Annotated in this window: 23 protein-coding genes; 5 read left to right on the forward strand and 18 right to left on the reverse strand. The window is 61.5% G+C overall.

All coding sequences use genetic code 11. The features are described from left to right. Positions 1-53: 53 nt before the first annotated feature. The 17 genes from LAC81_RS15130 to LAC81_RS15210 all read right to left on the reverse strand — a co-directional run bounded on the left by LAC81_RS15130 (position 54) and on the right by LAC81_RS15210 (position 14,149). Positions 54-1,556, reverse strand: coding sequence for a hypothetical protein (locus LAC81_RS15130; RefSeq protein ID WP_223725464.1), 1,503 nt, complete (start codon positions 1,554-1,556; stop codon positions 54-56). Positions 1,557-1,625: 69 nt separating this feature from the next. Beyond that, positions 1,626-2,255, reverse strand: coding sequence for an HK97 family phage prohead protease (locus tag LAC81_RS15135; RefSeq protein WP_223725465.1), 630 nt, complete (start codon positions 2,253-2,255; stop codon positions 1,626-1,628). Positions 2,256-2,266: 11 nt separating this feature from the next. Beyond that, positions 2,267-3,739, reverse strand: coding sequence for a phage portal protein (locus LAC81_RS15140; protein ID WP_223725466.1), 1,473 nt, complete (start codon positions 3,737-3,739; stop codon positions 2,267-2,269). Next, positions 3,739-3,948, reverse strand: a complete 210-nt coding sequence (locus tag LAC81_RS15145) for a phage head-tail joining protein (protein ID WP_223725467.1) — start codon at positions 3,946-3,948, stop codon at positions 3,739-3,741. The genes LAC81_RS15140 and LAC81_RS15145 overlap by 1 nt, the downstream gene beginning before the upstream one ends. Before the next feature lie 9 nt (positions 3,949-3,957). Continuing rightward, complete coding sequence (locus LAC81_RS15150; protein WP_223725468.1) at positions 3,958-5,991, reverse strand: phage terminase large subunit family protein; 2,034 nt, start codon at positions 5,989-5,991, stop codon at positions 3,958-3,960. Beyond that, positions 5,991-6,620 (reverse strand): winged helix-turn-helix domain-containing protein, encoded by a 630-nt coding sequence (locus LAC81_RS15155; protein ID WP_223725469.1) that lies wholly within the window; start codon positions 6,618-6,620, stop codon positions 5,991-5,993. Before LAC81_RS15155 ends, LAC81_RS15150 begins: the two co-directional genes overlap by 1 nt. 136 nt (positions 6,621-6,756) lie before the next feature. Then, positions 6,757-7,293 (reverse strand): hypothetical protein, encoded by a 537-nt coding sequence (locus LAC81_RS15160; RefSeq protein ID WP_223725470.1) that lies wholly within the window; start codon positions 7,291-7,293, stop codon positions 6,757-6,759. A gap of 202 nt (positions 7,294-7,495) precedes the next feature. After that, positions 7,496-8,155, reverse strand: a complete 660-nt coding sequence (gene nusG, locus LAC81_RS15165) for a transcription termination/antitermination protein NusG (RefSeq protein WP_223725471.1) — start codon at positions 8,153-8,155, stop codon at positions 7,496-7,498. After that, on the reverse strand, positions 8,139-9,386 hold the full coding sequence (locus LAC81_RS15170) for a helix-turn-helix domain-containing protein (RefSeq protein ID WP_223725472.1): 1,248 nt from the start codon (positions 9,384-9,386) through the stop codon (positions 8,139-8,141). Before LAC81_RS15170 ends, nusG begins: the two co-directional genes overlap by 17 nt. After that, positions 9,383-10,090, reverse strand: coding sequence for a hypothetical protein (locus LAC81_RS15175; RefSeq protein WP_223725473.1), 708 nt, complete (start codon positions 10,088-10,090; stop codon positions 9,383-9,385). The genes LAC81_RS15170 and LAC81_RS15175 overlap by 4 nt, the downstream gene beginning before the upstream one ends. After that, the gene (locus LAC81_RS15180; protein WP_223725474.1) at positions 10,087-10,380 is read right to left on the reverse strand and encodes a hypothetical protein; all 294 of its coding nucleotides are present in this window, start codon (positions 10,378-10,380) and stop codon (positions 10,087-10,089) included. Before LAC81_RS15180 ends, LAC81_RS15175 begins: the two co-directional genes overlap by 4 nt. Continuing rightward, positions 10,377-11,048: a hypothetical protein gene (locus LAC81_RS15185; RefSeq protein ID WP_223725475.1), complete on the reverse strand. Its 672-nt coding sequence runs from the start codon at positions 11,046-11,048 to the stop codon at positions 10,377-10,379. Before LAC81_RS15185 ends, LAC81_RS15180 begins: the two co-directional genes overlap by 4 nt. After that, on the reverse strand, positions 11,045-11,584 hold the full coding sequence (locus LAC81_RS15190; protein WP_223725476.1) for a hypothetical protein: 540 nt from the start codon (positions 11,582-11,584) through the stop codon (positions 11,045-11,047). Before LAC81_RS15190 ends, LAC81_RS15185 begins: the two co-directional genes overlap by 4 nt. After that, positions 11,584-12,942 carry an SAM-dependent methyltransferase gene (locus LAC81_RS15195; protein WP_223725477.1) on the reverse strand — a complete coding sequence of 453 codons (1,359 nt, stop codon included), beginning with the start codon at positions 12,940-12,942 and terminating at the stop codon, positions 11,584-11,586. Before LAC81_RS15195 ends, LAC81_RS15190 begins: the two co-directional genes overlap by 1 nt. Continuing rightward, positions 12,942-13,172: a hypothetical protein gene (locus LAC81_RS15200; RefSeq protein WP_223725478.1), complete on the reverse strand. Its 231-nt coding sequence runs from the start codon at positions 13,170-13,172 to the stop codon at positions 12,942-12,944. Before LAC81_RS15200 ends, LAC81_RS15195 begins: the two co-directional genes overlap by 1 nt. A gap of 2 nt (positions 13,173-13,174) precedes the next feature. Next, positions 13,175-13,657 (reverse strand): hypothetical protein, encoded by a 483-nt coding sequence (locus LAC81_RS15205; protein ID WP_223725479.1) that lies wholly within the window; start codon positions 13,655-13,657, stop codon positions 13,175-13,177. A gap of 234 nt (positions 13,658-13,891) precedes the next feature. Next, the gene (locus LAC81_RS15210) at positions 13,892-14,149 is read right to left on the reverse strand and encodes a carph-isopro domain-containing protein (RefSeq protein WP_223725480.1); all 258 of its coding nucleotides are present in this window, start codon (positions 14,147-14,149) and stop codon (positions 13,892-13,894) included. Between LAC81_RS15210 and LAC81_RS15215 the strand changes: the two genes are divergently transcribed. Next, on the forward strand, positions 14,148-14,945 hold the full coding sequence (locus tag LAC81_RS15215; protein ID WP_223725481.1) for a LexA family transcriptional regulator: 798 nt from the start codon (positions 14,148-14,150) through the stop codon (positions 14,943-14,945). The two genes, LAC81_RS15210 and LAC81_RS15215, sit on opposite strands and share 2 nt — an antisense overlap. On the opposite strand, the gene LAC81_RS15220 is transcribed toward LAC81_RS15215, so the two are convergent. Further along, positions 14,942-15,244 (reverse strand): hypothetical protein, encoded by a 303-nt coding sequence (locus LAC81_RS15220; protein ID WP_223725482.1) that lies wholly within the window; start codon positions 15,242-15,244, stop codon positions 14,942-14,944. The genes LAC81_RS15215 and LAC81_RS15220 overlap by 4 nt on opposite strands. A 377-nt stretch (positions 15,245-15,621) precedes the next feature. On the opposite strand from LAC81_RS15220, the gene LAC81_RS15225 reads away from it, so the two are divergent. Genes LAC81_RS15225 through LAC81_RS15240 form a run of 4 tightly spaced genes read left to right on the forward strand, consistent with a single transcriptional unit; the run spans position 15,622 to position 17,352 of the window. Then, the gene (locus LAC81_RS15225) at positions 15,622-15,843 is read left to right on the forward strand and encodes a hypothetical protein (protein ID WP_223725483.1); all 222 of its coding nucleotides are present in this window, start codon (positions 15,622-15,624) and stop codon (positions 15,841-15,843) included. A gap of 3 nt (positions 15,844-15,846) precedes the next feature. Then, positions 15,847-16,035, forward strand: a complete 189-nt coding sequence (locus LAC81_RS15230; protein ID WP_223725484.1) for a hypothetical protein — start codon at positions 15,847-15,849, stop codon at positions 16,033-16,035. 18 nt (positions 16,036-16,053) lie between these two features. After that, the gene (locus LAC81_RS15235; protein ID WP_223725485.1) at positions 16,054-16,404 is read left to right on the forward strand and encodes a hypothetical protein; all 351 of its coding nucleotides are present in this window, start codon (positions 16,054-16,056) and stop codon (positions 16,402-16,404) included. 36 nt (positions 16,405-16,440) lie between these two features. Continuing rightward, complete coding sequence (locus tag LAC81_RS15240; protein ID WP_223725486.1) at positions 16,441-17,352, forward strand: DUF2303 family protein; 912 nt, start codon at positions 16,441-16,443, stop codon at positions 17,350-17,352. The last annotated feature ends 51 nt before the right edge of the window (positions 17,353-17,403 follow it).

Raw genomic sequence — 17,403 nt, forward strand, 5'->3', positions numbered from 1 at the left:
CCTCTTGATTTCAGGAGGGCCTCAAAGAGGCTCCGATGGAGAGTGACCGGGGCTTATGCCCCGGCGTTCTTGTAGCCGCCGCGGAAGTCGGTAGCGCCGCAACCGAAATCGTGCTCGACAGACATGGCGAAGCCCTGCTGCCCAAACGGCTCGTCGAACCTCACGCGCGGCGCCTCGTAACCGTCGAGGTAACCCCAGCGATAATTCGAGATGCCGGCGGCCGGGTCAGCAAACATGTGCCAGGCGTTGCCTTCGATCTGCGCTGTCTCGACCGGCTCCAGGCGTCCGGAGAAGATGTTGACGTTGGAAGCCGTTGCCGGCGTGATCGATGCCACCAGCTTTTCCGCCTCGGTGATCTTGTCGGGACCGACGAGAAGGATGCGTGCACGGTTCTCCAGCAGCGGATTTTTGTCGAGCGACTTCTGCTTCGACATAGCCGCGCGACCCAGGGCAACCGAGTCGACAGAGATCGCGGCAGCCGCGCCGGCCAGATTGGCATGGTCGGCATGGAACACGTCCTTGCCATCCGCGAGCTTTCCATTGAAAGCGCTGGCGTAGAAGGTCGTTTCCTCGAACAGAGCGACCGTCGAACCGTAGCTGCCGAGCAGTTCCGAGATCGCGCCGAGATCGTCGTTGATCAGCATCTGCCGCGTAATGCGCAGGGCGATCGCATAGCTGAATACCGAGATCTGTTCCTTGCCTTCCGAGAAGGTGCCGTACTTGATCTCGCCGTCTTCAGCGACCTTTTTCAGCATCGGGAAATCGCCGAGCTTGACCGAGGTATGCGGGCGGAAATCACGGAAATTCCGCTGGCGAGAGATCCGACGATAGGTCGGCTGCGCCAGAGCGTAACGCGCTTCGAGGGTTCGATTGACGGAACCTTCGAAGATCGCCGGAAAGTCCGACGTCGTGTGCGATGCACGCGTGTAGATCTCGTCGACCTGGCGGGCATTCAGCATCAAACCGCCACGGTAGCCGACGCATTCGGCAGCGATGTCGATCAGCCCGCGAGACATGTAGCCGCGAGCTGCTTCGCTCGGGCCGGCCTGCGGAACAGGAACGCCCATGCGATAGGCAAGGGCTTCGGTCATGGCCGAACGGCGCGTTTCCCGCTCGTCGAGAATAACGCGTGCCGGAGCCGTGGGGTTGGCGGAAGACCGTGCTGCGAGGTGTTCGAAAGCACGGACGCGAAAGTCCGCGACGCTGGATCCGTTGCGCAGCGCCTCGGAGATCGCATCATCAGCCATGCCAGCCTGGCGACCCAGCGCCAGAATTTCGGCAGAGCGCTGCCCTTCACCTGCAGGCGGTGTCTGGGTTGCCTGCGGTGCGGGCGCGGTCGGGAGCGGGGTGCCGGCGCGCTGGTCGAGACCTTCGAGTTCGGATTCGCGCTTGGCGATCTTTTCCTCGGTGTCGCCGATTTCCTTGAGGATGCCCTTGTGTTCATCCTCGATGGAGCGCGCCGCATCGGCCTCCATGCCGTCCTTTACTTCCGCCAGCTTGGCAGCGGCGCGAGCCTTGAGCTTGGCAAGGTGCTCCCGCAATTCTTTGAGGGTCATGATAATATCCTTATTCATGAAGCCGCGCCCCTGACGGCCGAAGATGGGGCAGATGGCGGTGCGGGATCGCTAGCGCGCCAATTGGTTTTGAGCGGCAGCCATGCGCATACGGATGCGCACGATCTCGCTCACATCAGCCGCGCCACCGATGACGCGGCAGGCAAATGTTTCTGAAGCATCGCCGCCAGAGCGAACCTGCGCGCCGGCGTCCGCAGGGATAGGGACAGCAGAGATTTCCCACGGCTCCCAATCGATCACCCGATGGATCGGGATTTGGCCGGCCCGCTCTTTCTTTTCGACAGCGTGAATGCGGTAGCCGACCGAGATGTTCGACACGACGCCTTCGACGATCTTGGCGACCCGATCCGCAGCGCCCGGCGCCTTGGAAAGCTGCACCTTCGCAACGCCGACGCCGTTCTCGATCTTTGCCGATCCACGGACAACCGAGCCAATCACATCGTCGAGGCTGTACTTTGAGTGCGTGTCGAGAAACGGCGCACCGCTGTTAAGACGACCGAGCCGGACACTCTTCGCGTTGACGATCAGCTCCTCGTCGAACTCGCCCTCGATCCAGGACACACGACGGAAGGTCGCCCCCGTAGTCCATACAACCTCGACCGTGTTCGCCGCTTCGTCGAACGAAGCCGAACGCACTTCCGCATCCCGAATGAGCTTCGGGAGCTGAATAACATTGCTCATGATGGGTGGCCTCACTCTTGCGGTGGCTGGTCGTTTCGGGGCGCCTGCCCGTTTTGTGGTCGACGCGGGTCGATATCGAGCACGATCTTGTTCTCGTCGGCGAAGGCGAAGAAAGACTTGAAGTCGGCAACCACCGTCCGCCAGTCATTGCCCCAGGCAGACACGAAGTCTTGCGGCGACAGTCGACCGGATCGAACCGCCAGAATATCGGCCTCAAGATCCTTCTTCGGATCGATGGGCTCGACCGCCGGCATAACCAGCCGGAACTGATAACCATCTTTCCGGCGAGGAATTCGACCCGAGAGAACGGCTCTGTCAGCGAAGCGACGCGCGACCGGCATACACAAACGTGGCCCGACAATATGCCACTGGATCTGCTCGACGAGCCGACGGAACTCGATCTTGCCAGCCCGAAGGCTCGAATAATTTGCCTGACGTAAATCTCCGGTCAGCTGGTCATAGGTGAGGCCGGCACCTGCGGCCATGGCCTGCATCCCAGCGATATAGGTCTCGGCAAAGGCAGACTGCGATGATGGGTTCGCAAATGCGATATCGGCCTCACCGATATCGGCGATCATGCCGGGCTCAATCTTCGTGATCTTCTGCCCTTTGTCGTCCTTGCTCGATGCAAGGACATTCATCCCGCCCGGCTGGCGCTTGATGAAGCCGGCAAAACTTGCCTGCGTGCGAGCCTGCACTATCGCCGCCTCCATGAGATCCTGTATCTCGTTGGCCGTTAGCAGGATCGGCGCAAACCAGCTGATACCGCGAACCTGCCCGAAACGCAGATGACGATAGAGATGGCAGACGTCACCCCAGTCGACGAGCGACGACCCCTCAACGGCAGAGGCGTAAGAATCGCCGGGATGTTCCCTGAAAAGCCAAAGGCCTTTGCGCCGCCCCCACTCCCCCAGCTCGACACCGAGGCGAACATTGCTCCCCGCAAAACGATCACGGGAGGTGTCGATGCTGTCGCCCTCAAGGCCCTGCAGTCGGAACGGCACAGTGCCGTCCGCCTCATTCATGGTGAGGTCGATCATGCGTGTGACGCAATCGCCACCCTCGACCATCGAACGAACCGTGAGCGCCTGGTGCGCGCCGAAATTCATCACCCCTTCAACGTCGCAGATTTCCTGCCATTCCCCGAAGGCGGAATTGAACGCCTTGTCGGCCCGGTCGCTGCCCGTATCGGCAACAACAAGGATGCCGGTCCCGACCACGTGCGAAGCCAAAACATCGAGAATGCGTGTGCCCATCCACTTGTCGCGGACAAAGGCGCGAGCCCTATTGCGAAGTGTGGAGAGCGCCCCGCCGACCTCGACATTCGCCGAGGTCGCACGCGCCCGCCAGGAGCGGTTACGGCGGCCAGCTTGCGCCGCGGCGTAATCTCGCTCCCGGTACTGATCAAGAACCGTCCGTGCAGCAGCACGCCGCACGCCAGATTCCGGGCTAAAGACCGAAACAAATTTATCCAGCAGGTTCATCAGTAGCCACTATCGTACTGGGCAAACATCACGTTGCTGCCGGTTTCGGGTGTGGTAAGTGCGTCACGGATTGCATCGCGTGCGGTCAGAAGTTCCTTGATCGAGTGGTACTCGACTTCGTGGGTCTGGAAGCGCACCCGCTTCGCACCCGTTGCAATCGCCGCCTCGATGGCGACGAGATCTGCTGCAGTCCAACTGGTCGTGGTCACGGGTTAACCTCAAAAATCGTAATCGCGATCCCCAAACTCATCAGGGTCACGGGTGCGGGTCATTGAGACGGCGGCACTATCGCCCTCCGAGACCTCATCGAGATCGTCGTTCTCAGCGACAGGTGTCGGCGCAACGGATGCTGCTGAAGCGGCCTGCGCGACGAGCGGAGCCGGCGCAAACAGATCCTGCGTAAACACCTGTTCGGGCACGCCGCGCATGGCGATGAGCCGCTGCCATTCGTCTGGCGTCATGCGCGCGATACCGAGATAATCACCCAGCGCCTCGCCATAGACTTCGCAGTCGAGCAGGTGGTTTTCATAACCGACGCGCGGTATCCACTTCTGGCGCGACCGGCCCTTGAACTTTTCGGTACCGAGATATTCGGACGTGATCTGCTTGAAGTAGATCTCATCCATCCAGTCGCCGAAATGACAGTATCCCGGCGGGTCGGCATCCTTGCCGGCGGCTCGACCCTCTTTCCGAAGGTTGGCGTAGAATGCACCCTTGATCGACCAGGTGCCCACACCCCAAAGCATCACGCCGTTGCGGATGCGCTTGCCGTTGAAGTTGATGTCCATCGCCTTCGGCTGCCCGATTGGCGGGCGGGACCATCCGTCGAGACCGTCGAGTGCGAACACACCGGCCTTGCCCCGACACCAGGTATAGACGACGTGGCTGCGGTAACCCGTGTCCACGCCGAAGGCATCGACCTTGCGGGTGCGGCCGAACGCGTCCGGCCATTCCTTGCTGCGCAGCTCTTCAAGTTTGAGGAAGGCGCCACCATGTGGATCGTCGGTCGCGCCCTCGATGTAGCCGGCATCGACACGCCAACTCTGGCGATCCGGCCCCCAGGCCTTGAACAGGTACCAGATCCCGTTCATCTGCACGTCGGCGGTACCGACAAACACGATGCCCTGCGCCGGAATATGCCCGCGCTTAAGCCCGGTTTCCCGCCGTTCCATCAGCCTGACATGATCGGGCGCGTCGCCCTTCATGTCGAAGGGCAGGCCGAGCGTCAGGTTGAAGAACGTCTTCAGCTTCTGCGGATCGCCGTTGCAGGCGACGAAACGTTCCGCGATCTTTTCCCACGGAACGAACGGCGATGTCAGCGCATCGAAATGGTAGGACGGATAAGCGCCTGGCCGGCTGGCCTCGGCGATCCACTTGCCTTTCCGATAGAGCGAAACCTTCTCATGGCTCTGCACGATCGAGCCGCAGCACGGTGTGGCGTAGTACGGGTCGTGCGGAAAGGCATCGTTGAACTTGAAGTAGCGGCGATCGAACTCAAACTTGAAATGCGCGCCACAGCCAGGGCACGGCATGTTCCAATACCGCTGGTCGCCGGCCATGAACTTGTCGTCGATCTTCGACGAGCCCTTGACCGTGGGCGTGGACACATAGGCCCGGAACCAATCGCCGGACGCCAGGAAGGATTCCTGACGCGCTTCGATCATGCCGAATGGGTCGCCCTGCCCGTCGAGATCGTCCGGATATTCGTCGATCTCGTCGCAGAAGGCTTTCTTGATCGTCGAAGATCGAAGGTCAGCCGCAGAATTGGCGATCGCCAGTTTCAGCGAGCCGCCGGGAAACCGCTTCGCCAGCGCGGTCGAGCCTTCGCCCGAACGGCTGGTTTGATCGCGCACCAGCTTCTTCAGCGCCTTTGACTGCTGCAGCATGACAGTCAGCTTCTCGCGGTTGAATTCCGCAAGCGCGTTCGTCGTCGGCTGCACGATCATCATGCGGCAGGGATCCTGCGCGATCGTGTAGGCTGCAGAACAGAGCAGCAGGGTTGTGAAGCCGGTCTGCGCCGACTTCCTCACCGCAATCTCGTTGTGCCCGCTCTCGACCATGGTCATGAGCAGCGGCTCGCGGATATGCGGGGTCAGGCTGTCATCCCAGGTGTCACCGCTGCGCGGTCCATCCGGCACGACCACATTGTTGCGGGCATATTGGACCGCGTCGACCTTTTCCGGCGGCATGATGGCAGCCGCCAGCGTGGCAGCGATTACTGCAACTGCCGAGCGCTTCAGCGCGATATGCATCAGTCGTCACCATCGAAATGAACGTTGATGTCGATGCCCTGCGCTTCGGCCCTCGACGCCTCGCCGGAAAGCTCAAGCAGATGCTCGGCAACAACCTTCCGCTGTTCTGCGATCTTGGTGCGCATCAGCCGGCGAAGGTGCGGCTCGCCTTTCCGCGAAGCCTCCATGATCTCGTCGATCCATTGCATCGGCATGCCGAGATCGCGCACGACATGGTCGCAAACCTTGATCAGCGCAGCCTCGATACCGTGCTCACCCTTGATCGGTACGACCTGCCCAGTCCGCTCGGCAAAATCCAGCGCCTTAAGGCGGGTCTCGTACTTGGCCTTCTCCGCCTGGGCGTCGCGCAGAGCACCGCCGTTACCTGAGGCTTCGTCGACAGACTTTTTCGTAGCGGCGCCGATCTCGCGCGCGGCGTCGCCGATCTGTCCGACGAGACGGTCGTATGTGGCAAGCTCGACCATCCGCAGACGGCCATTCTTACGGGTCGACAGCCGGCCTTCACTTTCGAGTTTTGCAACCTTCTCGCTTGCGGTCTGCCGGCTGATGCCCTTCAGCTTCGCCAGCTCGGAGACGCTGATCCAATGGCCTTCCGGCATCGCTTCCATCTGCTGGACGAGATCGCTCATGTCAGGTTGTCAGCCCCTTTGTCAGGGTTGTCAGGTCAGCTTTTTTGCCGCCGTCACTAGCGAAACTTCGGGGTCGCCCCGGCCCGCTTGGCGGGGGGTGGCGGGGAAGGACCCAAAGGGGGGTGGGGTGGCATGGTCACCGAGGGAGGAGGCGACCGACCTCATGAAGGAAGCGAGGTGCGAGGTGCTCGGCTATCAGCTCAGCCATGACTTCGAGGTAGACGTCCGGATTGTTGGTCACCGCATGCGCAGGGTTGGCACCGAACAACTCACGGATCGGCAACCTCTTGTCACCGACCCTTCGCATGACGCCTCGATGACCGCTCTTGAACCCAGCCAGAAAAGCTTGCTCGTAAGATCCGCGACCACGCACCGAAACGCCCTTGCGCGTTTGCCTTGCACCCAGCCGAAAGAGCGGTATCCACCCAGATTTCAGAACAACCTCGATCGAGTTGCCACCAGCGTTGTAGTAGGCCCGCGTCAGCTTGCTGACCATGTTGCGCGGCAAAGCCGTATGCTCGGCACTGCGATTAACAATCCTGGTTCTCGCCATCGACCGCATGCGCGTCATTGCGCGCGCCATGGCCTTGACCTTGATCTGCTCGGGCAGTCGATGAATGGCGCGGGAGAGCGCCAATACTTCCGATGTGTCCAGTCTCAGCTCAGCGGTCATACTCTTAGAACGCAAAAGGCGACCTTTCGGCCGCCTTCATCTGGTCATAGCTTTCGCACTGGCCTTGAGTCTATGTCCGCTTCGGGACCGTCAAGGCGTGGGGCTGACCGGTGTACCGACCTCAGGCTTTACGCCCCGCACTCTCATGCGTTCTCAGAGGCTCACTTCAGGATCATCAGCTTGTCCAATGGCGAAATGACTCTCACAACTTCCTCAGCAATGCAAGAGGCACCGTCACGGGCACCTCACGCCCCATGAACATGATGGCAATCACCACATCTCCACGCCCGTTGCGGTTCGGTGTCACCACGATTCCCTTCTGATCGCGGAAGTGCCCTTCGGTCACCCAGACCGGTTCTCCAGCCTTCAGAACGAGATCAACGGGACGCTCCCAATCATACACGCCACCACAAGCCAGAACGTTGAATCTGTTCACCTCCGCGTCGGTCAAACGCATAGGCTGCTCGCATCCACCGAGCACGTCGATGGCGTGTTCAACACCCTTCAAGCCAGCCAAATACTCAGGCACCGCCATCATCTGGACAAGCACGTAGCCGTGGATGACAGGCATCATCGAGCCCTCAATGACACGTCCACGACGCCGCAAATACGGCCCTTTGCGCATCGGCACCAGGGAGCGCACGCCCATCGCTTCAAGCGTTTTTTCCACCGACTTCTCTCGACCAGTCCAGACCCGGAGCGCAAACCACGGCGCGTAACCGCCATTGATTCGGTAATTCACGGTCAGAAGCGCGCCCTCGTCGAGCATGCTGTCTGTGATTCGGCGCATCCGTTCCTTGAAGCCTTCGGCCGAGCCAACCGCGATAGGAGCACCTTCGAACACGTTACGCTGCATGATCATCGCCCTTGCTCCTTACGGTGAGAAAATCGGAAATCTGGTCTCGGTAGCGGTCGACGGCCGAGGCAACGGCGCGGTCGAGATCCTCGTCGGCATCGAGCGCCGGGAAGTAGATCCAGTCAGGCAACCGACCATCGAAGAACGGCCAGCCGCGGCGTTTGTGTTCGCGTCGCCATGCTTCCATGCGGTCGGAATCGCGGTGCACCTGCTCGAAGCCCTTGGCCGGCTCCTCGATCGAGAGCGGGCACACCCAGCCCTGCCGGTCTCTGGCGCGCTCATGCATCGTGTTCACCGTCGGCCACCCGCTGCGCATGCGCTTCTCAGCCATGACGTCAGCGAGCGTCGTCTTGCCGTTGTCGATCTGGAGCTTGTCGAAAGCTGTCGGGCCCGCGATGGGACCGGTCGACGGGCACAGCAATTCGGCAATGCGGGTCGCATTCCAGAGCTTGCCGTAAGGGCCAGCCATGACGCTGGTCGGCTTATCCGCCTCAGCCGCCGATGGCACGTCCTGCCAAAGCTTTTCGCCGAAATAGGTCGAGGGCGCCGGCACGTGGGACTTCTTCTGCGCCTTGAGAAGCGCCAGCCAACGTGGAAAGCGTTCTGCAGCCTCGTGACGCTCATCTGCGGTCAGGAGATACCAGGCGCGGCGAGCCGGCTCTTTCGGCATTCCGGCGAAGCCCGGCCAATCCTTCACCAGCGCCCAGAAGGCCTTATCGATGACCGCCGAGCTTTCGGTCGGGCATTCCTGACCTTCCGCCTCGCGCTCGCCCTCTCTCAGATTCTTATAATCAGTTTTTGCTGAATCTAAGTTATTACTATGTGCCGATTTTGCCGGCGACGGCTCAGCCGTCGACGGTTTTGCCGTCGCCGGCAAATCAGTCTGCGGCAAAGATGCAACACTCTCTGAAACGCCGGCTGGCGGCATCACCTTCGGCTCATCGAAAATGACCAGCGACGAGGCGTCAAACTTGCCATTTTTCCGGTTCTGTTCTTCGCGTTCGGCATAGCCAAACTCGACCAGCTCGGCGATCATCTTGCGTGCCTTGTCGCGCCCGCAGCCGCCCTTCTTGATGATGTCGCCGATGACCACGGTCCAATTGTCCGGCTTCGAAAGCAGGTAGCCGAGCAGCCACCGCGCCTCCATGGAAAGCCTGGCATCTTCAAAGACATGGTTCGGTATCGCCGCATACCGCGCATTTCGCACGCCACGGCGAATGGTCGCCTCCTGGCTCATTCCGCCGCCTCCTGCATTGCATGCCCGCCCCATTGCTCCGCCATCGCCGCCGCGATGCCCGGATAGGTGACGGATCTCAGTTTCCAACGGTCAGGCCCCGGTGTTGCCCGGTGTACCTTTGACCACTGTTTGTGCTCTTCCGTGCCGGACGCTGGCGGCGTCAGGCGGGTCGCCGCCGCGAGCTTCGGAAGCCCGCGCAGATAGAAGGAAGTCGCCTTGAACGCCGGATCACCGAACCACCATGGCTGCACCGTCTGCGCCGGCTGCTGGTAGTTGCGGATGCGCTCTTTCGCGTATCGATGCATGACCGGGTTTTCGACTGCCACCCGCGCGATCGGCGCGTTCCAGCAATCCGAGAAGAGCGCGGCGCCTTCGTCGAGCAGCCGGTGCATGATGACGCGGCGCTCATCGATCGACAGGCCAGCCCATGCCAGCTTCTCGGCAGGGCTGGCCTCGTCCGGCGGGTTCTTCTGGACCGGATCGTTGAGCCAGCGAACACCGGAATTGCACAATCGGGTGCAGGGTGGATGCATGACGGCCAGCAGATCCCAGTCGTCGCCGAGCAAGTCGCGAACGTCACCGACAATGTGCCTGTTGCTGCCATCGTCGGCCGGCAACAGGTCACAAGACCACGCATCGTGCCCGAGAGCATCAAACGCACGCCGTACGACGCCGGACGTCTCGCAGCCGACAAGGACCCTCATACCGGCCTCCCGCGCGCCGCAACGCCGAGAACGATGCGCGCAGTTTCCCGCATCGAGCGCGTGGTTGCAGGCGCGAGGCCGTCGCTGCCGCGAACAGCGCATAGCGACGCAATCTCAGCTTCGAGATAGGCCAGACCCTCCGGGAAATTGGCTTTCACCAGCGCCTGGCGGATATGCACGCGCTCACGCGCCAGCACGTCGAGCGGCACAGCCAGCAGCCAGTGAGCACGTTCCGAATGATCGGTTGCGTCGAACAATTCCTCGACGATCGGGAGGAGAGCCGCCGTCATCGGCCGATCTCCTTTTCAACCCGCTTGGCAAGCACAGCGAGGTCGCGCGCCTTGGCGTCGAGATCGTCGAGCCGGCGTCGCAATGCCGCCCCTTCTTCGAAGTGCCGTTTCCGCAACTCCACCAACACCTGGCATTCGCGATCGAACTCCGCCTTTGCTTTCAGAAAGTCGTCGAGCAATGGGTTGGAGCCTTCCGCGCCGAAGAACTGGTCGCGGACCTCGCGCACCCACGCGAGCGGCACGTTGAGATCATCGGCCACGCGCTTATCGGTCCAGCCCGCGCTGTAGGCCTCGCCGGTATAGTGGTCCGAGATCTTGGCAAACACGATCTGCCGGTCGGCACGGCTCATCTCCGGCGGCGGTTCGGCCTTGAGCGGCACGACCGTTGCCACCGGCCCTTTCTGGGTCGTCGTCATCGTTGCGGTCTCCTCTGTGGTGGTGGCTCGTTTCCGGCATTCCGGGCAACGGTCCTTCCGGTCCGTCGTGCCCACCAGCCAGCCGTAGCTGCGGAAATGTGTCGGGATGGATTCAGGCGTGCGCCGCTTCACGCCGCGCTTCAGCGGATAGAAGCCGACGGCGCCGCAGGTGCAGCGGATGCGGTAGCCAAGCGCCGCATTGCCGGTATCGGTGGTGCCGATTCTGTCGACAGGGAACGTGCGCGCGCTCATGCCGGCCTCGCACGCATGTAGAGATCATAATCGCCTCGCAGCTTGCGGAACCGCGCCGCGCAGGACGCGTCATCGTCGAGCTGCTTTTTCGACTGGATATTGAGCAGGAACTTGAGGCGGGTATCGGCCTCATCGGCCGAGCGGACCGCTCCGCCTGCCCCTCGCCCTTCCAGGAAACGATGAAACGTCGGTTTGCCGCAGAGGATCGCGGCGACCTGGCTTGCAGGACGATTCGCCCGCGCGCGGCCCTCCAACTGCCCGCGAAGATCGAGCACCGTCGCCGCCGCGCGATCCTGCAACGACAAGAACAGCCGCAACAGTACAAGGCCGCTCGACAGCAACTCGAGTTCCGACGCCAAGGCGTCGGCATGAATGGTGCAGAGCGCGACGGCCTCTCCGGTCGAGCGCTTCGCGATAATGCGCGTCGCCGAGCCATCGACGTCGATCTCCCAATCGTCGCCCATCAGCCGGTCGGCGATATCGCGGAACCGGGCCAGTTGCGTCTTTTCGCGGGCGCGATCGGGAGAAACGGCCATCACTGGCTATCCTCCTCCTCGTCTTCCGGCACGGTGTCCGGGTTCCAGGTGTAGGCCCAATCGACCCGCTTGATGATGGTCGTGTCGCCATAGGTGCCGTCTTCCTGCAACTCCCAGACGCACCACATCGTGTTCATCTGGCTGGACGCCTTGTTTCCGTCCCAGCCGTCGCGGTGCATCATCGGCACCCGGCGCTTCATCACGTAGATCCGCGCCGGCGGGCACGTCTCCATGATGTAGTTGCGGTCAGGATCGTCGAACCCGGCGAGCACATTGAGATTGAGCAGGAGCGCCATCTTGCGCGGCTTGCGAACCCGCAGCGCATGCGCGATGCAGGAGTTCATGTCGTCGCCATAGGGCGGGTTCGAGACGATATCGTGCGACGGGCCTTCCGTTTCGCGATAATCGCCGATGTCCTGCACCACGCCGTCTTTCGTCGTCGTGCCATAGTCGACGAGATCGCCGAGAACGACGTCATAGCCTGCAGTTTCGAGCACGCGAACGATGGCGCCGCGACCGCAGAAAGGCTCATCAACGGTTGCGGAAAATTGCTCAAGCGCAAGTATTGCGCTAGTCGCTTCCTCTGCCGTCTCGTAAAGATTGTTCCCGCGCTCTTCCTTGGTCGCCGTCCTGGTGCCGATCGCGTGCTTCAGGTTCGCCCGCGTCGGCGCGAGACCGGCCGCAACACGCGCAGCGATGGCGCGTTCGGCGATGCCCGGCGTCTTTTCTTCCGCCGCCGCCAGCTTGCGGGCGTCGTGAATTTCCTGCCGGGTAAGTCCCGCTTCCGCCTGCTTGAAAATGTCGTCAGTTGCGACATTTTTCGGACGTCCCTTTTTGGACGCCTGCCCCGCCTGCTGCGCGGCGTCATAGGCCTTGGCAAGCTCGATCTTGCAGCGCGTTTCCATCAGCAACGCGTCGCCCTGGAGCTGCCGGAACTTCGGCACAAGCTCACGCGTGGCCGCATACTTGGCCGCGAAACGGGCTTCGGCTTGTGTCAGGTCATAGGCGCCATCGGCAATCACCAACGCGCGCTGGATATCACCTTCATCGAAGAGCCGGGCGGCAGTTTCCAGCATGGAAACGATCTGCGGGACCTGCGCCCGCTGCGGCATCTCGACGATAGCGGTGCTCGGCGCCGGTGCAGCGTCGAGCAACCCGAGCGAGCGAGCCGCGGCAAGACCGGTTTCCGTGGGGAAGCAAAGCGCAACGTCGGTGTCGTGCCGGCGCACGAAACCATGCTGGTGCAGCCGCTGAATGCGACGCTTGGCGCCGCCGTCCGGTGCCCGGTACTCACCGGTGGCGACCGCACGAAGGATGTCTTTCTGTTCGGGAGAGAGCGAGGCGACGATATCCAGCATCAGTCTGCCCTCATTATCCGGTCGAGGTAGTACTCGCCCGGCGCCGCAATGGCGAAGTGATGCGGAAGCACCGCATGGCGGCGCGCATAGCCGATCTGCACGAGCGCGCAGGCAGCCAGCTTGTCGCGCAGGCCGGTCGCCATCAGGTACTCGCCGTCAACCTGGTTGAGCCGGCGCAGGAACGAGCGCTGATCGGGCTTGAGCGGTGAAATGGTCGGAGCGCGGCGCATGGTCAGGCCTCCGCCGTCGCGGCTGCGACCCGTTCGAGCGCCCGGATCGCCTCAAGCGCCTCGCGGTGAATCGTCCGCTTTTCGAGCGCGTCATACTTGCCGTCAGCGCCGGCATCGATGATCGCCTTCGAGACATCCATGGTCTGCGAGAGGACGCGGTGCGCATCGAGTTCGGTAAGAGGCTTGACCCCTTCCCGCCCAGCCGAAGGCACGAGATCGAAACCCAGCATCTTCGCCGCTTCGGATAGGATGATCGGTGAGCCGGCCCGCAAGTCCGCCTCGACGGCAATGTCGATCGGGATCATCGACTGGCCGTGCTCATAGGAGCCATCCTGCCGGCGCTCGCCGAGAGTGGCATATTTGACGAGGCTGGAGACGGCGACACGCGTCAACAGCGCGAACGAAGTGACGCCACCACCCAGGCGGTAGCAGGCATCCGTTACGCCCTTCAGGGCAAGGATCTGTTGTTCGGAAATCAGGCGCACGAAAACACCCCACTGAAAGCAAGGAAAGAAAACCGGAGAAGGATTCGGTGAGTGACAGCGATCGCGCTGCTACCAATGGGCCATCAGATCAGGGAGGCCCGCATGGATAGGCAGATGCAAAGACAGAGACAGGGACGCGGCGTGCACGGGCAAAGCCACCGCGCCCCCGCCAGGTGGCAAGGCTCGCGGGAGGGAGGGCCACCGCGCTTCTCATGCCTTGCTTCAAAAACCGTTTCATTCCGCCGCCTCGATGAGGTTGAGAATCAACTCAGTGGGAACGGATCGAGCCGCACAGTTGGCCTCGTACAATTCAGCCGGGCCGTGCTCGGTGAGCGCGATAATGACAGGCCAGTGGCGGTCCGGGATGCCGGTCTTCGTCCACTTGTAAACGGCGTCCTTAGAGATATCGCCGCCCAAACGGACGATGGTCGAGGCGATCACCTCGGCGCCGCCCGCATCCTTAATAATCTGCCTTATCGAAATTGTGCTCATGCATGCACCAATAGTGGATTTTAAATCCAACTTCAAGGCACGCGAAATCCAGACCGGAAATTATTTCCGAACTTATGATGGCGGAATGACGATGACCTGGTGGAAACGACTTGATGAACGGCGAAAAGAACTCGGCTGGAATAAAGCCGAGCTATCCCGGCGTTCCGGCATCCCATACGACAACATCAACAAGTATCTGCGCGGCGACATCGACCAGCCACGCGGCGATGTTCTTGAAACGCTCGCAGAGACGGTCAAGCGACCCCTGTTGTGGTTGCGCGACGGCATCGACGCAGCGCAAAGCGAGCTTACCCTCGTGCCCGGCCGCATGGTGGCCGCGCCGGTTGTGGGCCGCGTCGAGGCCGGAGCATTTCGAGAAGTTGATCCTTTCGACCAGTCGGAACGGGAACTGATCTCCGTACCGCCGGATGAGCGGTTTCCCCATGCCCGCCAACTCGTCTTCGACGTAACTGGCGACTCCATGAACAACTTGCGGCCACGCCCGATCTTTGACGGCGACCGCGTGATTGCTGTCGCGTATGAAGACGTCGCCAGCGAGGCGGTGCTGCGAGATGGAATGGTTGTCGTGGTCGAACGAACTCGCGATGGCGGCCACACCCGCGAATGGTCTGTGAAGCAAGTGGAGATCTACGAAGGGCGAACAGAGTTTCACCCGCGATCCAACAACCCAAAGCATCGGCCAATCGTTGTAGAACGTGACGCCGAGGCCGACGACGGCACGCGGGTTGAAGTGATCGGCCTGGTTCGTCGAGTTCAGAATGACCTTGCGTTCTAAGCCGCAAAGCACATGCGCACGTCGAAAGAACTGCAGACCTTCCGCACTTCGGTAAGCAACCAGGTCGGCGGCTCGACGCACATGTAGCTGCGATTGTCGGCACCAATGAAGTTCATAACCGGATAGACGCCAAACCGCCCCTCACCATCCGCCGGCCCAATCATCGTGACCTTGAAGGAGTAGCCGGGAAAGTGCCGCTGCAGGTAGTCGATGAAGCGCTCCTTCGCCGGCATAATCTCATCGCCCCGCTCTCTTGGCGGCACGATGATGAACTCTGTGACTTCTCTTGGATTACGCATAGTTTTTCTCCTGGCTAACGCCGATCACTCGGCCGACTTGGCAATCGCAATGACGACAGCGGTAGAGGAGCGTGTCGAGAAACCCGCTCTCAGCCAACTCATCGGCATCGCACGGCGCATCGTCTACAGGCGGGATCTCGATCACCCGTGAAGTCTCTCTGAGGCAGTTGTCGCAACGGATGAAAAGACCGAAGACGCGCGGCTTATGCCGAAGTGCTACCGTCATGTTTGTTCTCCTTTGGTTCTCATAATCCAGAGAAACAGCCCTGAGTCGAGTCGAATTGCGAATATGGAAAATAAATCCAATTCACCAATTGACGGCTCTCCAAGTTGGATTTAATTTCCAGTTCGCAATGCAATTCCAACCGGAGACTGACATGCTCAAGAATCGCTTCGACAACGCCACCCCTGACCAGCTCACCGAGGCCATGGCGGACGCCATGCGGCGTCACGGCGACGGCTGCACCCGCAACCAACTGAAGTCTGACGGCTTCTCCAACGAGCAGATCGACCACTACGGCGACCGTGCCCGCGAACACGCCACGGCGCTCGCATCGAGCACGATCCGCGCCCGCGTTCCTGCCGCCAAGGCGGCCTAAGCCATGGCGCCGAAATCACGCCTCGCGGGAAATCGCTCGCGCTTCCCCTTCCCCAGCGCCGAACTCGAAGCAGCCGCAGCGAGGATCGAGCGCGCCGATCGCCAGAGCGAGTTCCTTGGCGGCGTGATCTTAGGCGTTCTCCTCACCTTCGCTCCCGTTGCCCTTGCCGCCGTCTGGCGCCTCGCGGCCTGACCCGAAAGGAAACCCCTCATGAAGAAGATCCGCGATTTCAGCCAGATCATCGGTCTGCTCGAAAACGGCCAACTCAACCCGGCGCTTTCGGCTGAAGTCGCCGACACCCTTGAGAAGCTCCACGACCTGTCAGAGGCCAGCAATGGCGCCGCAGTCAAAGGCTCTACCACGCTGAAAATCGACTTCAGCGTCAAGGACGGCATGGTGACCATCGCCACCGACTTCACCTCTAAGACACCAAAGCGCCCGCGCAAGAACTCCGTCTTCTGGGTGATCGAGGACGGCGCCCTTTCGACCGAGCATCCGCGCCAGCACGACATGTTCCCGCGGCCGGTCTCCTCCGAAGAACCGAGCCGCCAGAGCCAGTAAGCCCCTCACCCCTCCAACGCCACGAAAGGAAACACCGTGGAACAATTGGACAAAGGCGCGGTCGATGCCGTCGCCAAACTCGCCAAACTATCCGAGACCAAGGTCGTCTCGATCAGCCTGCCGGAAAAGATCAACGGCCTGCCGTCGTCGATCCCGGCCATTCTGCATGCCGACACAGGCAAGGCCACCGGCCTCTACGATCTTCTGGCACCCTGGCGCACCAAGCCCGAGCGCAAGGTCGGCACGGCCCGCGTCGAAACGCTCGAATCCTTCATCGAGCTGATCGACCGGCACAAGCAGGAAAACAGCGTCATCTTCGCCAAGACCGATTGGAAGGAACCGGCGCTGACCGCCGTCATCGACTATCACAGCGCCGATAGTCCGGATAACGGCAAGCACCGCATTCACTACCAGTTCCCGCTCTCCGAAGAATGGAAGGCGTGGCTCAAGGTCGACAGCAAGGGAATGGAGCAGGCGGTGTTCGCCGAGTTCATCGAAGACCACATCGCCGATCTTTCCTCGCCGGATCTCAACGAATCCGAGGATTTCGAGCGCATGTTCGGCGCAAATGTCGGCTTCCCGAATGATATAGTCATGCTGTCGCGCGGGCTGCAGATCAACGCCGAGACCCGCGTGAAGCAGGCAGTGAAGCTCCAGACCGGCGAAAGCCAGATCATGTTCGAGGAGGATCACAAGAACGCCAACGGTGAGCCGTTAACCGTTCCCGGCGTCTTCATCCTGCAGATCGCGCCGTTCTTCATGGGCGAAGCAAAGCGCATTCCGGTGCGCCTGCGCTACCGCCTGCGCGATGGCGCCCTCACCTGGATCTGCCAGCTTTACCGGCCCGACCGCTACATCACCGAACAGGTTCGCTCTGACCTGGACAAGGCCGCCGAGGAAACCGGCCTGCCGAAGTTCGAGGGCGCGCCGGAAATGTCCGCCGGCTAACGGCGCAGCAGGGCGGCTCCGGCCGCCCTCACCTCTTCTCACAATTGAACC

The organism is Ensifer adhaerens, assembly GCF_020035535.1.
In the GTDB taxonomy this organism is placed as follows: Bacteria; Pseudomonadota; Alphaproteobacteria; order Rhizobiales; family Rhizobiaceae; genus Ensifer.

Coding starts and splice junctions, on each gene's coding strand:
- nusG (WP_223725471.1), bottom strand. CDS start 8,155: ATGATCATGCAGCGTAACGTGTTCGAAGGTGCTCCTATCGCGGTTGGC.
- LAC81_RS15215 (WP_223725481.1), top strand. CDS start 14,148: ATGCATGCACCAATAGTGGATTTTAAATCCAACTTCAAGGCACGCGAA.
- LAC81_RS15155 (WP_223725469.1), bottom strand. CDS start 6,620: ATGAGCGATCTCGTCCAGCAGATGGAAGCGATGCCGGAAGGCCATTGG.
- LAC81_RS15220 (WP_223725482.1), bottom strand. CDS start 15,244: ATGCGTAATCCAAGAGAAGTCACAGAGTTCATCATCGTGCCGCCAAGA.
- LAC81_RS15210 (WP_223725480.1), bottom strand. CDS start 14,149: ATGAGCACAATTTCGATAAGGCAGATTATTAAGGATGCGGGCGGCGCC.
- LAC81_RS15195 (WP_223725477.1), bottom strand. CDS start 12,942: ATGCTGGATATCGTCGCCTCGCTCTCTCCCGAACAGAAAGACATCCTT.
- LAC81_RS15180 (WP_223725474.1), bottom strand. CDS start 10,380: ATGACGGCGGCTCTCCTCCCGATCGTCGAGGAATTGTTCGACGCAACC.
- LAC81_RS15130 (WP_223725464.1), bottom strand. CDS start 1,556: ATGACCCTCAAAGAATTGCGGGAGCACCTTGCCAAGCTCAAGGCTCGC.
- LAC81_RS15200 (WP_223725478.1), bottom strand. CDS start 13,172: ATGCGCCGCGCTCCGACCATTTCACCGCTCAAGCCCGATCAGCGCTCG.
- LAC81_RS15185 (WP_223725475.1), bottom strand. CDS start 11,048: ATGAGCGCGCGCACGTTCCCTGTCGACAGAATCGGCACCACCGATACC.
- LAC81_RS15235 (WP_223725485.1), top strand. CDS start 16,054: ATGAAGAAGATCCGCGATTTCAGCCAGATCATCGGTCTGCTCGAAAAC.
- LAC81_RS15230 (WP_223725484.1), top strand. CDS start 15,847: ATGGCGCCGAAATCACGCCTCGCGGGAAATCGCTCGCGCTTCCCCTTC.
- LAC81_RS15160 (WP_223725470.1), bottom strand. CDS start 7,293: ATGACCGCTGAGCTGAGACTGGACACATCGGAAGTATTGGCGCTCTCC.
- LAC81_RS15190 (WP_223725476.1), bottom strand. CDS start 11,584: ATGGCCGTTTCTCCCGATCGCGCCCGCGAAAAGACGCAACTGGCCCGG.
- LAC81_RS15135 (WP_223725465.1), bottom strand. CDS start 2,255: ATGAGCAATGTTATTCAGCTCCCGAAGCTCATTCGGGATGCGGAAGTG.
- LAC81_RS15170 (WP_223725472.1), bottom strand. CDS start 9,386: ATGAGCCAGGAGGCGACCATTCGCCGTGGCGTGCGAAATGCGCGGTAT.
- LAC81_RS15175 (WP_223725473.1), bottom strand. CDS start 10,090: ATGAGGGTCCTTGTCGGCTGCGAGACGTCCGGCGTCGTACGGCGTGCG.
- LAC81_RS15150 (WP_223725468.1), bottom strand. CDS start 5,991: ATGCATATCGCGCTGAAGCGCTCGGCAGTTGCAGTAATCGCTGCCACG.
- LAC81_RS15225 (WP_223725483.1), top strand. CDS start 15,622: ATGCTCAAGAATCGCTTCGACAACGCCACCCCTGACCAGCTCACCGAG.
- LAC81_RS15140 (WP_223725466.1), bottom strand. CDS start 3,739: ATGAACCTGCTGGATAAATTTGTTTCGGTCTTTAGCCCGGAATCTGGC.